This window comes from Dakarella massiliensis (genome assembly GCF_001182045.1).
GTDB lineage: Bacteria > Pseudomonadota > Gammaproteobacteria > Burkholderiales > Burkholderiaceae_F > Mesosutterella > Mesosutterella massiliensis.
Genome location: NZ_CVTY01000007.1, coordinates 932981 through 950441 on the forward strand (window position 1 = coordinate 932981; position 17461 = coordinate 950441).

The 17461-nt window shown below is 60.0% G+C and carries 18 protein-coding genes; 6 read left to right on the forward strand and 12 right to left on the reverse strand.

The annotated features are described in order from the left end of the window. Positions 1-19 precede the first annotated feature (19 nt). From BN1936_RS10630 to mpl, 9 genes are all read right to left on the reverse strand, one after another. Complete coding sequence (locus BN1936_RS10630; protein WP_049687372.1) at positions 20-640, reverse strand: hypothetical protein; 621 nt, start codon at positions 638-640, stop codon at positions 20-22. Positions 641-670: 30 nt separating this feature from the next. Further along, positions 671-1114 (reverse strand): ribonuclease domain-containing protein, encoded by a 444-nt coding sequence (locus BN1936_RS10635; protein ID WP_022444052.1) that lies wholly within the window; start codon positions 1112-1114, stop codon positions 671-673. 78 nt (positions 1115-1192) lie between these two features. Then, positions 1193-1852: a transglycosylase SLT domain-containing protein gene (locus tag BN1936_RS10640; protein WP_157274794.1), complete on the reverse strand. Its 660-nt coding sequence runs from the start codon at positions 1850-1852 to the stop codon at positions 1193-1195. A 325-nt stretch (positions 1853-2177) separates the two neighbouring features. After that, the gene (mgtE, locus tag BN1936_RS10645) at positions 2178-3710 is read right to left on the reverse strand and encodes a magnesium transporter (protein WP_232422102.1); all 1533 of its coding nucleotides are present in this window, start codon (positions 3708-3710) and stop codon (positions 2178-2180) included. A gap of 83 nt (positions 3711-3793) precedes the next feature. Continuing rightward, positions 3794-4519 (reverse strand): monofunctional biosynthetic peptidoglycan transglycosylase, encoded by a 726-nt coding sequence (gene mtgA, locus BN1936_RS10650; RefSeq protein WP_049687373.1) that lies wholly within the window; start codon positions 4517-4519, stop codon positions 3794-3796. Then, positions 4516-5343: a shikimate dehydrogenase gene (gene aroE, locus BN1936_RS10655; protein ID WP_022444056.1), complete on the reverse strand. Its 828-nt coding sequence runs from the start codon at positions 5341-5343 to the stop codon at positions 4516-4518. Before aroE ends, mtgA begins: the two co-directional genes overlap by 4 nt. Positions 5344-5447: 104 nt before the next feature. Continuing rightward, positions 5448-7484, reverse strand: a complete 2037-nt coding sequence (locus tag BN1936_RS10660; RefSeq protein ID WP_049687374.1) for a ribonuclease catalytic domain-containing protein — start codon at positions 7482-7484, stop codon at positions 5448-5450. 18 nt (positions 7485-7502) lie between these two features. Next, complete coding sequence (locus tag BN1936_RS10665; protein WP_049687375.1) at positions 7503-8102, reverse strand: YqiA/YcfP family alpha/beta fold hydrolase; 600 nt, start codon at positions 8100-8102, stop codon at positions 7503-7505. A gap of 22 nt (positions 8103-8124) precedes the next feature. Continuing rightward, positions 8125-9477, reverse strand: a complete 1353-nt coding sequence (gene mpl, locus BN1936_RS10670; RefSeq protein ID WP_049687376.1) for a UDP-N-acetylmuramate:L-alanyl-gamma-D-glutamyl-meso-diaminopimelate ligase — start codon at positions 9475-9477, stop codon at positions 8125-8127. Positions 9478-9612: 135 nt separating this feature from the next. Here mpl and BN1936_RS10675 point away from each other — a divergent pair, with 135 nt between their 5' ends. The 6 genes from BN1936_RS10675 (at position 9613) to BN1936_RS10700 (ending at position 15154) form a co-directional block, all read left to right on the forward strand. Continuing rightward, positions 9613-10263, forward strand: a complete 651-nt coding sequence (locus BN1936_RS10675; protein WP_022444060.1) for a hypothetical protein — start codon at positions 9613-9615, stop codon at positions 10261-10263. 292 nt (positions 10264-10555) lie between these two features. Then, a complete protein-coding gene (gene accB, locus BN1936_RS10680; protein WP_022444061.1) occupies positions 10556-11041 on the forward strand; it encodes an acetyl-CoA carboxylase biotin carboxyl carrier protein in 486 nt (161 codons plus the stop codon). A gap of 5 nt (positions 11042-11046) precedes the next feature. Next, complete coding sequence (gene accC, locus BN1936_RS10685; protein WP_022444062.1) at positions 11047-12396, forward strand: acetyl-CoA carboxylase biotin carboxylase subunit; 1350 nt, start codon at positions 11047-11049, stop codon at positions 12394-12396. A gap of 31 nt (positions 12397-12427) precedes the next feature. Then, the gene (prmA, locus tag BN1936_RS10690) at positions 12428-13336 is read left to right on the forward strand and encodes a 50S ribosomal protein L11 methyltransferase (protein WP_022444063.1); all 909 of its coding nucleotides are present in this window, start codon (positions 12428-12430) and stop codon (positions 13334-13336) included. A gap of 15 nt (positions 13337-13351) precedes the next feature. Further along, complete coding sequence (locus BN1936_RS10695) at positions 13352-14194, forward strand: zinc-ribbon and DUF3426 domain-containing protein (protein WP_022444064.1); 843 nt, start codon at positions 13352-13354, stop codon at positions 14192-14194. Between the two features lie 21 nt (positions 14195-14215). After that, positions 14216-15154 (forward strand): carbohydrate kinase family protein, encoded by a 939-nt coding sequence (locus BN1936_RS10700; protein ID WP_049687377.1) that lies wholly within the window; start codon positions 14216-14218, stop codon positions 15152-15154. A gap of 57 nt (positions 15155-15211) precedes the next feature. Here BN1936_RS10700 and tolA read toward each other — a convergent pair whose 3' ends face one another. Genes tolA through tolQ form a run of 3 tightly spaced genes read right to left on the reverse strand, consistent with a single transcriptional unit; the run spans position 15212 to position 17337 of the window. Continuing rightward, on the reverse strand, positions 15212-16219 hold the full coding sequence (tolA, locus tag BN1936_RS10705; protein WP_022444066.1) for a cell envelope integrity protein TolA: 1008 nt from the start codon (positions 16217-16219) through the stop codon (positions 15212-15214). Positions 16220-16225: 6 nt separating this feature from the next. After that, entirely contained in the window at positions 16226-16657 is a 432-nt protein-coding gene (locus BN1936_RS10710; protein WP_022444067.1) for a biopolymer transporter ExbD, read from the reverse strand. Positions 16658-16662: 5 nt separating this feature from the next. Next, entirely contained in the window at positions 16663-17337 is a 675-nt protein-coding gene (gene tolQ, locus BN1936_RS10715) for a protein TolQ (RefSeq protein WP_022444068.1), read from the reverse strand. Between the last annotated feature and the right edge of the window lie 124 nt (positions 17338-17461).

Genomic DNA, 17461 nt, shown 5'->3' on the forward strand with positions numbered 1-17461 from the left:
TTGGGGACGGCGGCTGCGGTCAGCCGCCGAAGCGGGTGCGCGTGATCCGGGTCAGAATGGATTCAATCACGCCGCCAAGCGTCCAGTCCCAGGCGAGCGAAAAGGCGGCTGAAACCGCGGACAGTATGGCAGCGCCGATCCCGACCGGGAAATAGAGATCAAAGAAACTCCGGACCGCGGGCTCAAGCGCCGGGGAACTGATACTGAGATCCGTGAGATCCTCGAGAATCAGGGTCGCCGCGTAGGAAATCAGGAAAGGCGCGAGCGCGAGAAGCCCGATCACGAGCAGCACCGAGAAGATTTTCTTCACAGGTCGGTTCAGCGCGATCGTCCGGTCCATCACAAAGGGCCCCTTATAGCGGAGGCTCTCCTTCCAGAGTCCAATCACGAGACCGACAAAGAAAAGCAGCGTGCTCAGATCCAGAATCAGGATCGTCATCCCCTCAATGGCTCTGAGGAGCCCGTGCATCGCGAGAAGCGGGAACGTGAGGAGAAAGACCGCGAGGGGGAAAAGCCCCCAGCGGAACGCCGTGCCGACAGCGCCCTTTCCGCCGATCTTCGTAAACTGCCGCGCGACATAGGCGCAGAGTCCGATTCCCAGCGCGAGGCCGAAAGCGACGATGAGAGTCCGAATCCACATGATGCGTGCGCCCTTATAAGACCGCCGCGGCTATTTTTCGCGAATCCGGTGCAGGATCTCGTAGTCGTCCGATGTGTACCAGTATTCACCGCTCGTGGCGTAATTGTTATCGCGACCGGCCCCGGCGACGATGCGCCGCTTGCCGAGACCTTTCACGCCCGGCGTGGGGACGATATAGACACGATAATAGCCTTTCCGCTTGATCGGCAGCTTTTTGTTGCCGTTGCGATACCGGATTCCGTCGTCTTTATAAGGAAAGGGGCCGCCCGCCTTGATGAGTTTCAGTTTCTGCTGAGCCTCAGGCGGAAGCTCCGCGACGGTGACATCCTCCGCTTCCCCCCAGAGACTGCCCCAGCTTCCATCCTGGTCGTGTCCGTTCACCAGCACGACGGCTGCAATGGCTATGGTGGCAATCACGGCGATTGCGCCGACGCTGAAGAGCGCCTTGGATTTGGTGAGCAGGCTTTTTAGCATTTTCGGGTTCTTTTATTGACAGTCGGGCCCATCCGCCTCAAAGGCGGAGCGCCCAGCCGTCAGCTTTTGTTAACCAGACTATCGGTTATCAGAAGAAGATCCGGAAAGCCAGTCTTTGAATTCTGAGAAAGTGCCGGAAATCCGTTCAGAGATAGACTCTGCCGGCTTCCTCGCGCGCTTAAGGCGAACAGCCTGATTGACGTCGCCTTCCGCAGCAAGGCGGAGACGGCTGTGTTCGCGTGTAATTTTATTGCCATACGAGCTGTCTGTGGAACTGGCGCCCACGCCGACATAGCTCTTAAGTCCGCGCTGCAGGGATCCGGTGTCGTCGATCATGTCACGCAGAAGCTCGGACCCGACCTGCATATTCGTATGGATATCAAAGATTTCGCCGCCATGACGCTCCACCCGCTGGGAGTGCGCATTCGGCATGATCTGCATGAGACCGCTCGCGCCGGAGCGGCGATTCTTCGCGAGAGGATTGAACGTGGATTCCGCGGCCGTGATGGAGAGGAGCAGCAGCGGATCGAGATTATTCTTGCGGCCGGCTTCAATCGCCGCGTCAATAATCTGGCTGATACGTTCCTTCGGCACCTGGTAGGCGCGGCTCACGTAAGCGATGAGGTTAGCCTTGAGGTCGCTTGTCGATTCAGATGTCACCTGAGCCGATGCAGCGCCCGAGGCCGCTGCACTTCCACCCTTCGGTTCCGCCGCTCCGGCAGCCGCAACAGCGGTCACCCCGGCGACCAGAACGGCCGTACGGAGAAATTTTGCGGATTGATGGCGGAGTGAAAAATAAAATGATCGGCTCAAAAGTTTCATAGCATCGTTTTTACGCTCTGGGCCCCTCGGCGGAAAAAAGCAAAAAACAACACTCCGCCGCGCCCAGGAGACAGGCCCAACCGGGCCTTCCTCAAGCGTTTTTGTATTTAATTCGTCCTTTTAGGGTGGAAAATTACGGGGGCGCAAGTTCCCCCTGACCACTCATTTTACTGATCTAGTTTAACGGATTCAGAGCTAACCCGTTTTGCAAATTGCAAATTTTGGTGACAGAGGCGGTTTCTCAGCGGAAGAAAACCGTCGCGAGAGACAGGAAAATCAGGAATCCGCCCGAATCTGTCATGAAGGTGAGAAGCACCGATCCGCCCATCGCCGGATCGCGTCCAAGCGCCTTGAGAAGCATCGGAACAGCCACACCCACGACGGCGCCAAGCAGAATATTGAGCATCATCGCGAGGAACATCACGAACCCGAGCTTCATGCCCTGAGCCGTGCCAGCGTAGAGAAGCCAGGCGAGCGATCCGGCCACCACGCCGCAGAGAATACCGTTGCAGATTGCCACCATCACTTCGCGGCGCACCACTTCAGGCGCGTTGCTTTCCGTCACCTGGCCCATCGCCATGGAGCGGACAAGAAGCGTGAGCGTCTGGTTTCCGGAGTTGCCGGCCATACCGGCGACAATCGGCATCAGGGCGGCAAGCGCCACGACCTTCTCGATCGTCTCATCAAAAGCACTGATCACGCGAGAGGCAAAGAACGCAGTGCAGAGGTTCACACCGAGCCAGAGCCAGCGGCTTTTCGCGGTTTCCCAGACACTGCTGAAAATATCCTGGTCTTCGTCCAGACCGACGGCGCCGTACGCGTCCTCTTCGCTTTCCTCTCGGATCACGTCCACCACTTCGTCAACCGTGAGACGGCCGACGAGGCGTCCGGTCTCATCCACCACAGCGGCGGACACGAGGTCGTAGCGCTCGAACGCCTGTGCGGCGTCCCCCACATCGTCAAGCGGCGAAAGCGTGAGCACATCCTTCTGCATCAGGTCGCGCACCAGGCTGTCGGGAGCAGAAACCAGAATCTTGGTGAGGAGCAGCGTGCCCTTGAAGTGACCGTGACGGTCAACCACGAACACCTTGTCGGAGTGGTCCGGCAGAGAATCAAAGCGCCTGAGGCATGCGAGCACGGCGGCGAGCGTCGACTCCTCGCGTACGGACACCATTTCGAAGTCCATGCGCGACCCGACGCTGTCCTCCGGGTACGACATAGCGGCCCGCAGCTGTGACCGTTCTTCAAGCGACAGGGTCTCCTGCACCTCGGCCGTCACATCAGGCGGCAGATCCGGCACCAGGTCAGCGATTTCGTCGGTGTCGAGGGTTTCAACGGCGTCGACCAGTTCGTCGCGGTCCATCGCGTCGATCAGGGTCTCTCGGACGCCGTCATTCACTTCAATCAGAATCTCGCCGTCCCGCTCACTCTTTACGAAATTCCAGAGCGCGAGTCGCTCATCAAGCGGCAGCGCTTCGAGCACCCAGGCGATATCGGACGGATGGAGTTTTTCGCAGATTTCCCGGAGTTCTTCAGCAGCCTCAGGCGTTACCGGTGCGGCCTCGGATTTCTCCTCGTCCTCCCCGGACTCTTTCTTCTGGTGCTTGTTTTCCGGCAGGTCTTCTAGCCGCTCAAAAATCTGCTGGACGCGGGCGAGAGCGTTGCTCGCATCATCGGGATCGCGGGTCAGAGTGGACTCATGGCCAGGTGTCTGATCAGCGGCGGCAGCGCCCTCCGCCTTTTCCTCTTCCCTGTTTTCGTTCATTTCTGCCATGAAACTCGGCTCCGTTGCTGGATTACGGGCGGGATCGCCCGGAGTGGATTGTACCCGCTCAGGCACTCCTTTCGGAAAAACACTTACCTCACGACGCTTTCTTTTGCGGCCCGGAGCGGCGTGTCACCCATGTAGGCCTGAATACGGCTGGCCTTTCTCTGGATATAAGCTGAATTCCTGTGTACCTGATAATACTTTGGCCGGGGCAGTATAGCGGCAAGGAACGCGGCCTGAGATCGGGATAGCTGAGAAGCGTTACAGCCGAAGTAATAGCGTGACGCCGCCTCAACGCCGAAGATCCCCTCTCCGAACTCAGCCGTATTGAGATAAACCTCAAGAATCCGGCTCTTAGGCCAGATATAGTCGAGAACGAGAGAAATCAGGATTTCCCGGCCTTTGCGGATATAGCTTTTCTTATGCGAGAGAAAGACGTTCTTCACGACCTGCTGCGTGATCGTTGAACCGCCGCCGCCCTTCCCCTTCTCAATATGCTTCTCCATCGCGAGTTCGAGCGCGTCCCAGTCGACGCCGTCGTGATGCAGAAACTTCTGATCTTCAGACGCGATCACCGCCCGCTTGATGTTATTGCCCATGCGGGAAAGCGGGATCCACTGATGACGCAGCTTCACCCCCGGCTTCTCAGCCTTCAGACGCGCCTCCTCGAGCTTCATGTAGGGCGTCACCTCCGGGTTGATCCAGCGGTAGGCGAACGCCTCTCCGATGATGAAAAGGTGCCAGAGGAGGGCTGCCGCGATGAGCAGCAGAAAAACCGTCGTGAGGATACCGCGGCGCTTTTTCACAGGCGTCACTTCGCTGCGCGCTCCCGGATGAGACGGCGGATGAGATCGTAGGTCTTCGACGTGTCCGGACGCGTGCCTCTCCAGTCGGCATAGCTTTCCGCAGCCTGCTCAATCAGCATGCCGAGGCCGTCCGCCACTTTCTTCGCGCCGCCCTTCTTCGCGAGTTCCATGAAGGGGGTGGGTTCCGCGCCGTACACGAGGTCATAGGCGAGCGTCACTTCGCCGAACACCGATTCCGGAACCGGGGGCGCGATATTGGAGAGGCTGGTTGATGTCGCATTGATCACGAGATCAAAGTGTTCCGCCGCGGTAGCTTCATACGCAATCGCGTCGATCCCGAAGACGTCCGCGAGCGTCTGGGCCCGCTCCAGCGTGCGGTTCGCGACCGCGATCCACTTCGGGTTCTGCTCAAGAAGCGACGGGAGCAGCCCTCGGACACCGCCGCCCGCTCCCAGCACGAGAATCGAGGCATTCGTGATATTGAAGCCGAGCCGGGACGTGATGTCGGTGACAAAGCCGATGCCATCCGTGTTGTCGCCGAGAATCTTGTTCCCGAACACGAGCGTATTCACGGCACCGCAGCTTCTCGCGCGCTCCGTGAGCTTATCGGCAAACTTATAGGCGTCGAGTTTGAAAGGCAGAGTGATATTGCAGCCCTTGTAGCCCTCATCGAGAAGCTCTTCCGCTTTTTCCGCGAACTGACCGATAGGCACCTCGATTTTCTCGTACGAGATGTTCTCCCCCAGCTCTGCGGCGAAGCTCTGGTGGATTTCTGGAGAAAAGCTGTGCTGAATCGGATGACCCAGCACCGCGTAACGGTCAGGCTTTGTCATTTCAACGCACTCCTTTTTGCCGGAATTCGGGGCTTTGTCTGTCGCAAAGCCCTTTTTCTATCTTTCTAGCATAAGCAGGAAAAAAGCGGAACACTCCTTTGTCACTACGGCGCCGAAGGGGCGGCGGATTCCGGGGCAGTTTCAGCCTCGGCTGACGGGGCGTCGGCCGGAGCTTCAGGCGCGCCGGCTTCAGAGGCCGGGGCCGCTTCCTCGGGAGCGGCTTCCGGCGCCTCTTCCTCAGGCTCCTCGTCACCCAGCTCCTGCACTTCGTCTCTCACTTCCTTAAGGCGCACCTCGAGGACGAGCCCGATGTAGTCAAGACCAAGAATATCGAGCACCACTTTCTTGCCGCGCGGCAGCTCAGGGAGCCCCGGCACGCGCTGCGTGAACGGGATGCCGTCAAAGCGGACAAGGTCCCCCTTCACAACGATGCCCTCAATCTGCTTCACGTTCTCCTGCGCGATCCAGCGAAGCGACCTGTAGCGCTCCATCCGGGTCTGGAAGTCCTTGTAGAGCCCGTAAATGTTCTCAAACTGCGCAACGATCATGAAGAAGTCGGAGTCATTCCGCTCGTAGGGAGGCTTTTCTCCCATCACGATCGCGATGATCTGCTGCTGATTCACGAGGTCAACGTAGCGGCGGAGCGGCGACGTGCACCAGGAGTAGCGCGCCACGCCGAGACCATCGTGCGGACCACCGACTGTGCTCATGCGGACGCGGCCCATTCTCTGGCTGCGGTAGATGCCGGCCGTGCCGTGCTCCTCAAGCCACTCACCCCAGACGCTGTTCGCGAAAATCATGGCTTCAGCCACCACGAGGTCGAGCGGTTCGCCGCGGCGGCGTCCCTTCACGTGAATGATGGCGTCTTCGCCTTCACCCTCAAGATCAAAGAACCAGTCAATCTTTCCCTTCACCTCGGGGCGGCCCCGGACGGCTTCGCGTTCCGCCTGCAGGTGCTTCGCGAAGTGCCAGAGGTAGCGGATATCCTCCGCGTGCGGAATCGTGAGCGTACCGGCCTCAACCGCCTCTTCTGACACCTGTTCATCCCACTGGTCGTAGCGGAGGTTGTCGCCCATCCGGATCCGCTCAAGACGCGTATCGGTGGAGAGAACGCGCATCGTCTCATCATCCACCATCGCGTAAAGCGAGAGACAGGGAACAAGGCGGCCTTCATCAAGCGAATACGCCTTCACCCAGTTTTCCGGGAGCATCGTGGTTTTGAGACCCGGCGCATAGACGGTCGACATACGGTTCCGGACGAAGAGATCCATCGGGTCTCCGCGCTGCATGCCGATCGAAGGCACCGCGATATGGATACCGATCCGGGTCTTGCCGCCTTCCATATGCGTCACGGACGTGGCGTCATCAATTTCCGTCGTGCTCGAATCGTCGATCGAGAACGGCACGGCGTCAGAGACCGGAAGGTCGTCCCCCCGGCCTTCAGGCGGCTGCGGGAGCGTATCCGGGAAACCGGCGCCCTCCGGGAAATTTTCGGCGTAGAACGAATCGACGTGCCAGTGCCACGGGGACGAGATTGCCTTCAGATCGAGGAGGAGCTTAAGCGGCGTCATGCGGCGTTCGGCCGCGGCGTCAGAAAGCGCCTTCCACTCGATGCTGTTTTTATCCGCGTGAATCAGGAGCCCGATCGGATCAGCGCCGATCTCAGGCGGCACGGTGCCCGAGACGAGCTCCGCGGTGATGGCTTTCTTATGCTCTTCCTGCTTACGCTTTCGCTCAAGCGCCTCAAGCGCCCGTTTCAGGATTTCTTCCGGGGCCGCCTTGAAGCGGCCGCGGCCCTTGCGGTAGAAGTAGACCGGCGACTCATAAAGCCTCATCAGGAGTCCGGCCTTCGCGGTATTCGTTTCCTCATCCCCGAAATACTCAGCCGCCAGATCCTCGTAGCTGAACTCGTCCTTCGGCGCCACCTCCCAGAGGAAGCTCGGATCGAGTTCCGCGGCCTGCGCCTGGGCCTTCTCCATGAAGGCCTGGGGCGACGGCTGCTCGAAGCTGAAGAAGACCTTGGAACCCTTCACCTTCGTGCGCTTTCCGGTCGAAAGCTCCACCTGATAGGTTGCGCTCGTCGAAGAAAGTACAGACCCGGCCTTGAAGGAGCCGTTGTCGTCAAAAAAAAGATTGGTCATATGTGTTGCAGCCGGTATTCAGTTTGAGTCATCCGGCGAAAGAGCCGCTTCAGGCCGCATGGCGCAGAAGTCGGTTATTGCCGGACTGTATTGATCAAAGTTGCTGATCTGATGATCGCCCTGCGGCACCAGTACGCGTTTCGCCGCCTGGTATTTTCTGTCCGCCCCGTGCCAGTCAAGGACTTCATCCGATGTGGAGAGCAGCACGAGATAGCGGGTAGGCATTGTAATCGCAGGCGTATCGAGCCTGAGGAGCTGATCAGCGTAGTCCTCAGTGATCACCACGCGGCGCTTGCCGCCGTAGGTTTCCTGTTCGCCCAGAAAATCCCGGACAAGCTCCCAGGGGCGCACCACCGGATTCAGGAGCACCGCACGGCACCCGGTTTTCTCCGCGAGCCACGTCGCGTAAAACCCGCCGAGACTGGATCCCACGACAGTGAGCTCCTCAGGGGGCATCCCCGCCGTGAATCTCGTGAGCATCGCTGATACCTGCTCAGGAGACATGGTGAGATCCGGGGCGAAAAAGGGAATCCCCCGCTTCTTATGCTCGAGCGCGAGGATTCTCCCCTTTTTGGAGTCAGGAGATGAGAGAAAACCGTGAAGATAAATCGTCGCCATCCGGTCTCAGCCCTCCTCCCGTTCAGGATGCTTTTTCGCGGAGCGCGGCAAGGAGCTTTCCATGCACGCCGCCGAAGCCTCCGTTGCTCATCACAAGGATGCTGTCGCCGGGAGCCGCATAGGCTGCCGCTTCCTTTACGAGAAGATCCAGATCCGTGTAGGTGTGTGCCTTGTCGCCGAGCGGTGCGAGCGCTTCCGCCTCATTCCAGCGGACACCGGCACCGGCGTAGCAGAACACCTGGTCCGCGTCACTCAGAGACCCGGGGAGTGCGGCGCGCATGGTGCCCATCTTCATCGTATTGGAGCGGGGCTCAAGCACAGCGATGAGGCGTCCCTTGCCGTAGCCGATCTTCCCGCGGAGCGCGGCGATCGTTTCGCGGATCGCGGTCGGGTGATGCGCGAAGTCATCGATCACCGTGACACCGTCCTCGGTTCCTTTCACTTCAAGACGGCGCTTCACGCCGGAGAAACTTTCCATTGCGGCGATCGCCTCACGCGGATCCACGCCCGCGTCACGCGCCGCGGCAATGGCGGCAAGTGTATTCAGCTGATTGTGACGCCCGAGGAGCGGGCTCTTCAGGATACCGAAAGACTCACCCTGGAAGGCCACTTCGCCATCCTCGGAAATCGTCCAGCCGTTCTCCGAATCAAACCGCTCCACGCGGCTCCAGCAGCCCATCTCGAGCACCCGGTCCAGCGTCGCGCTCTGACCGTTCGCGACGATGAGCGCCTGCTGCGCCATCGTACGCACGAGGTGGTGGAAACTCTTCTCGATCGCCTCAACGTTCTCAAAAATGTCCGCGTGGTCGTATTCGAGATTATTCAGGATCGCGGTGCGAGGGCGGTAATGCACAAACTTGCTTCTCTTATCAAAGAAGCAGGTTTCATATTCGTCACCCTCAATCACAAAGTAGGGGCTCTCGGGCGACAGCCGCGCGCTGTGGCTGAAGTTCGATGGCACGCCGCCGATCAGGTAACCCGGTGCCTTTCCGCACGCCTCGAGAATCCAGGCGAGCACCGAGCTCGTCGTGGTCTTGCCGTGCGTACCGGCCACCGCCATCACGTGGCGTCCCTGCAGAATATGTTCGCTGATCCACTGCGGACCCGAGGTATACGGTTCCCCGGCATTCAGAATCGCTTCGAGGAGCGGGTTGCCGCGCGAAATCGCGTTTCCGATCACCCAGAGATCCGGGTGAATCGACATCTGCTCCTCACCATACCCTTCGTAAAGCTCGATACCGAGACCGCGAAGCTGATCACTCATCGGCGGATAGACCCCCGCGTCGCACCCCGTGACCTTATGCCCCGCCTGAACCGCGAGCTGCGCCACGCCGCCCATGAAAGTTCCGCAAATTCCTAGGATATGTATATGCATCGAATAACGCCTGCATCCGGCCGCGTCCGGCTTCGGATGCCTCAGAAAAAAGATGTCCCTAATTGTAGCGGCTGAGGCAGACCCGCTAAGGCGTCTCCGCTAGACTAGCCGGGGTGAATTGTTTCAGAGTGAAGCATGGATACTGAAATTGAAGAAGCCGCGGCTTACGCGGCGCGGCTGATTGTGGATCAGCACTGCAGCTGGGCGCTCGCCCGGACAAAACTCACCGAGGCGTTCGGCAAACGCTGCCCGATGCCGTCGGGAGCGGATGTGGAAACCGCCGTGCGGGAGCATCTCAGCATCTTTTACCCGGATCATCCGGCGCTGCTTGCCGCGCTCCGGGCTGAGGCAGCGGCTGTCATGCGGAACCTCGCTGAGGCCGGCATCACAGCGTACCTCGCGGGCCCCGTGCTGAACGGCGCGGCGACAGACGACTCCAACATCACGCTCGAATGCTTCGCGGAAAGCGGCAAGGACGCGGAACTCGCGCTCCTTAATCTCAATATCAATTGGGAGCCGATTGACCCGCAGGCCACGCCGTCGCTTCACCCGATCGAGGCGCTTGGGTGGCTTCGCCCCATCCGGCGGAGCTCCCCGCTCTCTCGCCTCCTCCCCTTCGCGCACTCAGTCGGCGTATCGCTTGAAGTGCTGCCGCTTCGGGATCTCGGCGCGAACCCGCGAAGGCGCGCTCCCGATATCTACCAGACCGATATCGAGGCCTCAGGCCGCGCGTCACTCGACGACCTCCTCAGCCTGCTGCGCGACTCCTCACATCATCCGGATTAACCTATTTTTGAGAATCCGGGGTTTTCCGATCTACGGATTGTCTCTTACAATCGCAGTCGGAGATTTTTAACGCTTTTTAGCGACATTTCACGGCAAAATAGAGGTTGCCCGCTTTTTCCGGGACTCCCGCAAGACGCGAAAAGCACTGAGAAAAGCGAAAAATTCTGAAGTATCTCTATAAGTTATCTACTGATACCGGTTTTTGCCGCGTTACAGGCACTGCCGGCTTGTTAAGACAAAATCGGACGGCTTTCCTACCCGGTAAAAGAGCCAGTCTGAAGCGAAGGACATTATGGATCTGAGAAAAATTAAAACCCTGATCGACCTCGTGCGCGAAAGCGGCGTTGCTGAACTCGAGGTTAATGAAGGCGAAGATCATCTCCGTATTGTGAACACCCACGGCACCGCCTCGCCCCTGCCCGCAGGCACCGTGCTCACCGACCTTTCCGCGTTTTCCGCTCCGGCCGCTGCCGTTCCCGCGGTTCCGGCCGCCGCTGCCGCTCCGGCTGCCGCAGAAGCTGCTCCGCAGCCCGCTGTTCCTGCCGGCAAGCCCGTGACGAGCCCGATGGTCGGTACGTTCTACCGTTCTCCTTCGCCTGAAGCGAAGCCGTTTGTCCAGGTGGGTGATACGGTGAAGAAGGGCGACACGCTCTGCATCATCGAAGCCATGAAGCTGCTGAACGAGATTGAAGCGGAAGAAGACGGCGTAATCAAGGAAGTCCTCGTTGAAAACGGACAGCCTGTTGAATTCGGTCAGCCCCTCTTTATTCTTGGATAAAACCCATGTTTGGAAAGATTCTTATTGCAAACAGAGGGGAAATCGCGCTGCGAATCCAGCGTGCCTGCCGCGAGCTCGGCATTAAAACGGTAGTCGTTCACTCGATGGCGGACGCTGACGCGAAGTACGTCCGCCTCGCCGACGAGAGCGTCTGCATCGGACCCGCTCCCTCCTCTCAGTCCTACCTGAATATTCCCGCGATCATCGCTGCGGCCGAAGTGACGGACGCCGAGGCGATTCACCCGGGCTACGGCTTCCTCTCTGAAAACGCGGACTTTGCGGAACGCGTTGAGCAGTCAGGATTTGCCTTCATCGGACCCCGTCCTGAAACGATCCGCCTGATGGGCGACAAGATTCAGGCGAAGAAAGCCATGATTGAAGCCGGCGTGCCCTGCGTGCCGGGCAGCGAAGGCGCTCTGCCGGACGATCCGGATGAGATCCGCCGTATCGCGCGCGAGGTCGGCTACCCCTGCTTCATCAAGGCGAGCGGTGGCGGCGGCGGACGCGGCATGCGCGTTGTCCGCAGCGAAGCCGCTCTCATCAACTCCGTGAAGCTCACGAAGCAGGAAGCGAAATCCGCTTTCGGCAATCCTGAGGTCTACATGGAGAAGTTCCTCGAGAATCCGCGCCACATCGAAATCCAGATTCTCTGCGACAACTTCAGAAACTGCGTTTACCTCGGCGAGCGCGACTGCTCGATGCAGCGCCGCAACCAGAAGGTGATGGAAGAGACGCCGGCTCCCGGCATTCCGCGCCGTCTGATCGACCGCCTCGGCAAGCGCTGCGTGGAAGCCTGCAAGAAGATCGGCTACCGCGGCACCGGCACCTTTGAGTTCCTGTACGAAAACGGCCAGTTCTACTTCATCGAAATGAACACCCGAGTGCAGGTTGAGCACACGGTAACCGAGGAAGTGACGGGCGTCGATATCGTCGCGGAGCAGATCAAGATCGCGGCCGGCGAACGGCTCGAGCTGAAGCAGCGCGACATCCAGATCAACGGCCACGCGATCGAGTGCCGAATCAACGCTGAGGATCCGTACACCTTCGTGCCGTCCCCCGGAAAAGTCACTGCCTGGCATCTGCCCGGCGGCCCTGGCATCCGTATCGACACGCATGTGTTCGCCGGCTACACCGTGCCTCCTTACTACGACTCGCTCATCGCGAAGCTCGTGGCGCACGGCCATACCCGCGAGCAGGCTATTGCCCGTATGAGCATCGCTCTCTCGGAATTCGCGGTTGAAGGCATCAAGACCAATATCCGGCTTCACCGCGATATCATGGCGGACGAAAAAGTGCGCCAGGGCGGTGTCAGCATCCACTATCTGGAAGAAAAGCTGAAAACGCTTCATCCCTGATCGGCAGTGCCCCGGCATCCTAGGAGAAAAAATGCAGGAAATTACGCTTTACGCCGACCGCGGCAATGCTGAAGCGATCGGCGACATGCTGATGGAAGCCGGGGCTAGCAGCTACACGACGCAGGACGCAGACGCGGATACGCCGTCTGAGTCCCCCCTCTTCGGCGAACCGGGTCTGGAACCGAAGGTCCAGGCCTGGAACCGCTCGCTTCTGACGGTCCTCGCGGACGACGGTTTCGACTGGAAAACGTCGCTCGCCGTGATCGAAAAGGCGCTCGGCATTGAGAAGCTCGAAGTGAAGTCCGTGGAAGCTGTGCCCGATGTTGACTGGGTCCGCATCACGCAGGCCCAGTTCCAGCCGATCCAGGCCTCGCGCAGGCTCTGGATCGTGCCCTCCTGGTCCGAACCGCCGTCCCCTGACGCGCTCAATATGAAGCTCGATCCGGGCGTCGCTTTCGGCACCGGAAGCCATCCGACCACGCATCTCTGCATTCAGTGGCTTGATGAAAATCTGAAGAAAGGCGAAACCGTTCTTGACTACGGCTGCGGCACCGGCATTCTCGCGATCGCGGCTGCCATGTTCGGCGCGGGCTCGGTCGAAGGCTGCGACATTGATCCGCTCGCGGTTGAAGCCTCCCGTTTCAACGCCGAAAACAACGGCGTGACCGGAAACTTCTGCCTCCCTGACGGGATTCCCGCCGGGAAGCCGTATGATATCGTCATCGCCAACATCCTCTGCAATCCGCTGATCTCGCTTTCTCCCACGCTCTGCGGCCATGTCGCCGAGGGCGGGCAGCTGGTGCTGTCGGGCATTCTCGATGACCAGGTGGACCGCATCATTGAAGCGTTCCACAAGGCGGATCCTGCCATCACGCTCTCGCGGTGGCGTTCTGAAGAGGGCTGGAATGTCCTCAGCGCCCGGAGGGCGGCTTCGCTTTAAAAAGGCTTCATCTCTATGGCTCTTGTTGTTCGCTGTCCCATCTGCGGCTGCATCTATCAGGTAACTCCGGAAGAACTCGAGGCCGACAACGGGCGGCTCCGCTGCGGCATCTGCCAGACCCGGTTTGATGCCTCGGAGACGCTGCGCAAGGTGGATGACGACGTGCTCGACGGTCTTCTGAACCGCCGCGGATCTGCCCCCGAACCGAGAGCCGCGGAGACCCCGGCCGCTCAGCCCGCCGCGGCGCGCCCCGCGGCTTTTTCTGCCTCTCCCGCATCGGAACGTTCTGTTCCGAACGACACCGTGGCAGAAAAGCATCCGGTTTTCTGCCGCCTGAATTCACTTTCCCCGAAACTCGGCTCAGTCGCCATGCCGACCGTCGTGAAGCGGGGAAACCGTCTTTTCTGGCCGATCGGCGTTGTTGTCCTGATCCTTGTCATTCTCTGGCAGCTGCTGTCACTCTTCGGCCCCGTACTCGGCCGCTATGTGCCGGCTGTGCTTTCAGCCCGCCAGGCGGTCTGCGGCGTGATTCCCTGCCCGGGTCCCGGCAGCGAAGGCGTGAATCCCTTCGCGGTTGAGAATTTCGCCCTGACCCCGATCACGATGGATAGCTATGAGATCCACCTGACGCTTGCGAATAACGGCGCGGAAAGCCTCCCGCTTCCGGTGCTTGAAGTCACGTTCACCGATGACCGCGGTCTCATCGCGATCCGCCGTCTCGTGAAGCCTGAGGAATACGCGGGACAGGGGTCCGGCACGCGGCTTGGCGCCGCGAAGACGCTTCCTGTGCGTTTTGCCTTCACGCTTTCCGGAAGCCACCCCGCCTCCTGCACCGTGCGCGCGGTGCCTCAGCGCTGATCGTCCGGGCGGGGAACCGCGATGGCCATTCTGATTTCAGGCTCCGTCGCCTATGACAGCGTCTGCTCCTACAGCGGGCGCTTCGACGAGATGCTGCTCCCGGATGAGCTTTCGCACCTCAACCTCACCTTTCTCGCGGATACTCTGGAACGCTATTTCGGCGGCTGTGCCGGAAATATCGCCTGGGCAATGAAAGCCGCGGGCGGTTCTCCGCGGCTTCTCGCGATGCTCGGGAAGGACGGGAACGCTTACCGTGACCACCTGGACAAAGCCGGGATTGATTCCCGCTTTGTGAAGGACGCGCCGGATGAATGGACCGCTCAGGCCTTCATCACCACGGATTCCCTCGGAAACCAGCTCACCACATTTCACGCCGGCGCGATGAATCTTCTCCAGGTGCCGGACCGTGAGGCGCTTTCAGGCGTCACTGCCGCGCATATCGCGCCGGGCGGCCTTCGCTCCATGGTGTCCCAGGGGGAGCTCTATCGGAAGCTTGGCATTCCCTACGTCTTTGACCCCGGTCAGGCGACGTCTCAGCTCTCGCCCGCGGCACTGAAAGAGCTGTCGCTCGGCTCCATGCTGATCTGCGTTTCCGAATACGAGGAAAAGCTTCTCGCGGACCGTACGGGGCTCGAAAGAAAACAGCTTGTCACTCCTTCCCGCTCGCTCCTCGTCACGCGGGGAGGCGAGGGCTCCGTGATTTATACCGCGGAGCGGGAAATCCGGATCCCGGCTGTGCAGCCGCTCCGTATTGCGGATCCGGTGGGAGCCGGGGACGCCTACCGCGGAGGACTTCTTCGGGGCCTTGAACTCGGTCTGCCGCTTGAAACCTGCGGCCGTATCGGTTCCACCATCGCATCCTTCAAGCTTGAGGCGCCGGGAGGCCAGGCGTACAGCCCGTCTCTGAGCGACATCGCCGCCCGCTACCGGATGGTCTGGGGTGAGACCTATCCGGGATAATCAAACGCCGTCCGATCATTGCTGAAAGGACGGCGTCTTTCTTAAAACTCCAATCGCTTACTTCGAGTCGATCGGATCGAAAGTGAGTGTCACTTCGCCCGGCATCGGCGTACCCGGTACGGTCGGGAACTTCGGGCACTTCGCGATCGCGCGCTCAACCGCGCTGTCATACCCCGGGAGCCCGGAGCCGCGGGTCTTATGCGGGGCGCCGATCTGATCTCCGGTCGGCATGAGCCTCACGCGGTACACCGCCTGATGCTGGCCGCGGCGGACGCCGGACGGAACGTTAAAGATGATGTTCGGACGGATGCAGGCAGTCACGCGGGCAATGAAAGCCGCTTTCGCGGAGCCCGAGAGATTCTGGAACTGCGCTGTACGGTCACCCGTCGGTACGCCGGCGGTCGTCTGGGAGGGCTTTCCGCCCGCCACACGGGCCAGTTCCTGGCCTCTCACCTTGGCCATGGCGTTCTGCCTCGCAGCCTGGGCGAGACGGGCAGCCTCAGCCTGACGGACTTTCTCCATCTGAGCCTTGGCAGCTGCCTGACGGCGCTGCTCATCGGCAATGGCTTTCTTCTTCGCTTCATCAGCCGCGCGCTTCGCGTCCGCGATCCGCTTCTGCTCTGCCTGCTGCTGCGCCTTCAGCTGCTCAGCCTTCTGCTTCTTCGCTTTTTCCTGGGCAGCCACAATATCAGCCTTCCGTTCTTCAGCAAGCGTCTGCTTCGGAGCCGGAGCGGGAGCAGGTGCCGGTTTCGGAGCCGGCGCGGGCGGTTCAGGCTTAGGCTCGGGGGCCGGGGTGGATTCCGGAGGCGGGGGCTCCGCCGCGCCGTCATCTCCCTTCACCGGGCCGCCATGCTCAGATGTGCCGCTTGTCGGCACCGAGGCCCAGAGCTCCGCGTACACCTCTTCATTCTGCGTCTTCCACTGGAAGGCGAAGAGCAGAGCGACGAAAAGCGCCGCATGGATCGCAAGCGCGAGGAGAAAGGCCTTCTTCAGGTCTCTCTTCCGGGGCGTCGCGCCAGGGCGGGCGTCCGTTTTCGTGCTGGAGGAACCAAGCTTCATTTTCATAGGATGCTATTTCCCGCCGTCAATCTGAAGGGCGAGCCCGACCCTCTCGACATTGGCTTTCTGAAGGTTCTTCATCACGTTGATCACCTGGTCATACTTCACGTCACGGTCTGCCGAAATCACGACAGGAACAGGGTTCCCGCCGCTCGCCTTCTCGGCATCCTGAACGTAGCTGATGAGACCGGGCATATCCTGCGGCGTGAGTTTCGCGCCATCCTTGATCGCGAGCGATCCGTCTGCCTGAACAACAACGGAAATTACTTTGTCAGGGGCTTTGGAAGCCTTCGCGACCGTCGGCAGATTGACAACGGAGGGTTCAACAAACGGCGCCGACACCATAAGAATCACGACGAGAACGAGCATCACGTCGATATACGGCACGACGTTGATTTCTGACATCACCTTGCGGCGGCTGCCTTCCGGCCGAAGTGAACTCATGGCTCTCAGCTCCTCTGCCTTTCGAGAATATTCAGGAACTCCTCGGTGAAGGCATCAAACCGGTTGAACAGGCGTCCGGTGGACGTGGCGTAGAAGTTATACGCGGCCACAGCCGGAATAGCCGCGAAAAGGCCGATAGCGGTCGCGACGAGCGCTTCCGCGATGCCAGGCGCCACCACGGCGAGCGACACATTGGTGAGCGTGGAGAGACCGGTAAAGGCGTTCATCACACCCCAGACCGTGCCGAAAAGACCGATGTAAGGAGAAACCGAACCGATGGAGGCGAGAATCGAAAGACCGCTCTCGAGGCTGTCCATTTCACGCTGATAGACCGCCCGCATGGCGCGCTTCACGCCGTCCAGCACGTGGGCTGAGTCAATGCCGCGATCCTGCAGTTTCGTGTACTCGGCCATGCCGGCCGCGAAAATCTTTTCCTCCGGACCGCTCTTATCGCGGCGCATCTGCGCGCCCTCAAAGAGCGAACCGAGATCGGCGCCGCCCCAGAACCGCTTTTCAAAATCTTCCGTTGCCTTCTGTGCACGCTGCACCTGGAACCACTTCTGGAAAATCATGGTCCAGCTGATCACGGAGAGCGCGAGGAGGATGGTAAGGACAATCTTCACGACGATAGAGGCGTGAAGAATCAGAGAAATAATGGACAAGTCTGCCGAGGCTGTCATTTATGGGCCTTTTATCCCTGTAACAGAAACAGGAGTACTGAAATGTTCCGTGACAAAGCACCGAAAATAATCGGCTAAAGTATAGGCGGTGGCAGGGACAGCGTGTTTCGGGGAAACATTAGGA

Excerpts from the sequence above, each read along its gene's own strand:
- BN1936_RS10630 (WP_049687372.1), bottom strand. The coding sequence starts at position 640 with ATGTGGATTCGGACTCTCATCGTCGCTTTCGGCCTCGCGCTGGGAATC.
- BN1936_RS10635 (WP_022444052.1), bottom strand. The coding sequence starts at position 1,114 with ATGCTAAAAAGCCTGCTCACCAAATCCAAGGCGCTCTTCAGCGTCGGC.
- mgtE (WP_232422102.1), bottom strand. The coding sequence starts at position 3,710 with ATGGCAGAAATGAACGAAAACAGGGAAGAGGAAAAGGCGGAGGGCGCT.
- aroE (WP_022444056.1), bottom strand. The coding sequence starts at position 5,343 with ATGACAAAGCCTGACCGTTACGCGGTGCTGGGTCATCCGATTCAGCAC.
- BN1936_RS10660 (WP_049687374.1), bottom strand. The coding sequence starts at position 7,484 with ATGACCAATCTTTTTTTTGACGACAACGGCTCCTTCAAGGCCGGGTCT.
- BN1936_RS10665 (WP_049687375.1), bottom strand. The coding sequence starts at position 8,102 with ATGGCGACGATTTATCTTCACGGTTTTCTCTCATCTCCTGACTCCAAA.
- mpl (WP_049687376.1), bottom strand. The coding sequence starts at position 9,477 with ATGCATATACATATCCTAGGAATTTGCGGAACTTTCATGGGCGGCGTG.
- BN1936_RS10675 (WP_022444060.1), top strand. The coding sequence starts at position 9,613 with ATGGATACTGAAATTGAAGAAGCCGCGGCTTACGCGGCGCGGCTGATT.
- accB (WP_022444061.1), top strand. The coding sequence starts at position 10,556 with ATGGATCTGAGAAAAATTAAAACCCTGATCGACCTCGTGCGCGAAAGC.
- accC (WP_022444062.1), top strand. The coding sequence starts at position 11,047 with ATGTTTGGAAAGATTCTTATTGCAAACAGAGGGGAAATCGCGCTGCGA.
- prmA (WP_022444063.1), top strand. The coding sequence starts at position 12,428 with ATGCAGGAAATTACGCTTTACGCCGACCGCGGCAATGCTGAAGCGATC.
- BN1936_RS10695 (WP_022444064.1), top strand. The coding sequence starts at position 13,352 with ATGGCTCTTGTTGTTCGCTGTCCCATCTGCGGCTGCATCTATCAGGTA.
- BN1936_RS10700 (WP_049687377.1), top strand. The coding sequence starts at position 14,216 with ATGGCCATTCTGATTTCAGGCTCCGTCGCCTATGACAGCGTCTGCTCC.
- tolA (WP_022444066.1), bottom strand. The coding sequence starts at position 16,219 with ATGAAAATGAAGCTTGGTTCCTCCAGCACGAAAACGGACGCCCGCCCT.
- BN1936_RS10710 (WP_022444067.1), bottom strand. The coding sequence starts at position 16,657 with ATGAGTTCACTTCGGCCGGAAGGCAGCCGCCGCAAGGTGATGTCAGAA.
- tolQ (WP_022444068.1), bottom strand. The coding sequence starts at position 17,337 with ATGACAGCCTCGGCAGACTTGTCCATTATTTCTCTGATTCTTCACGCC.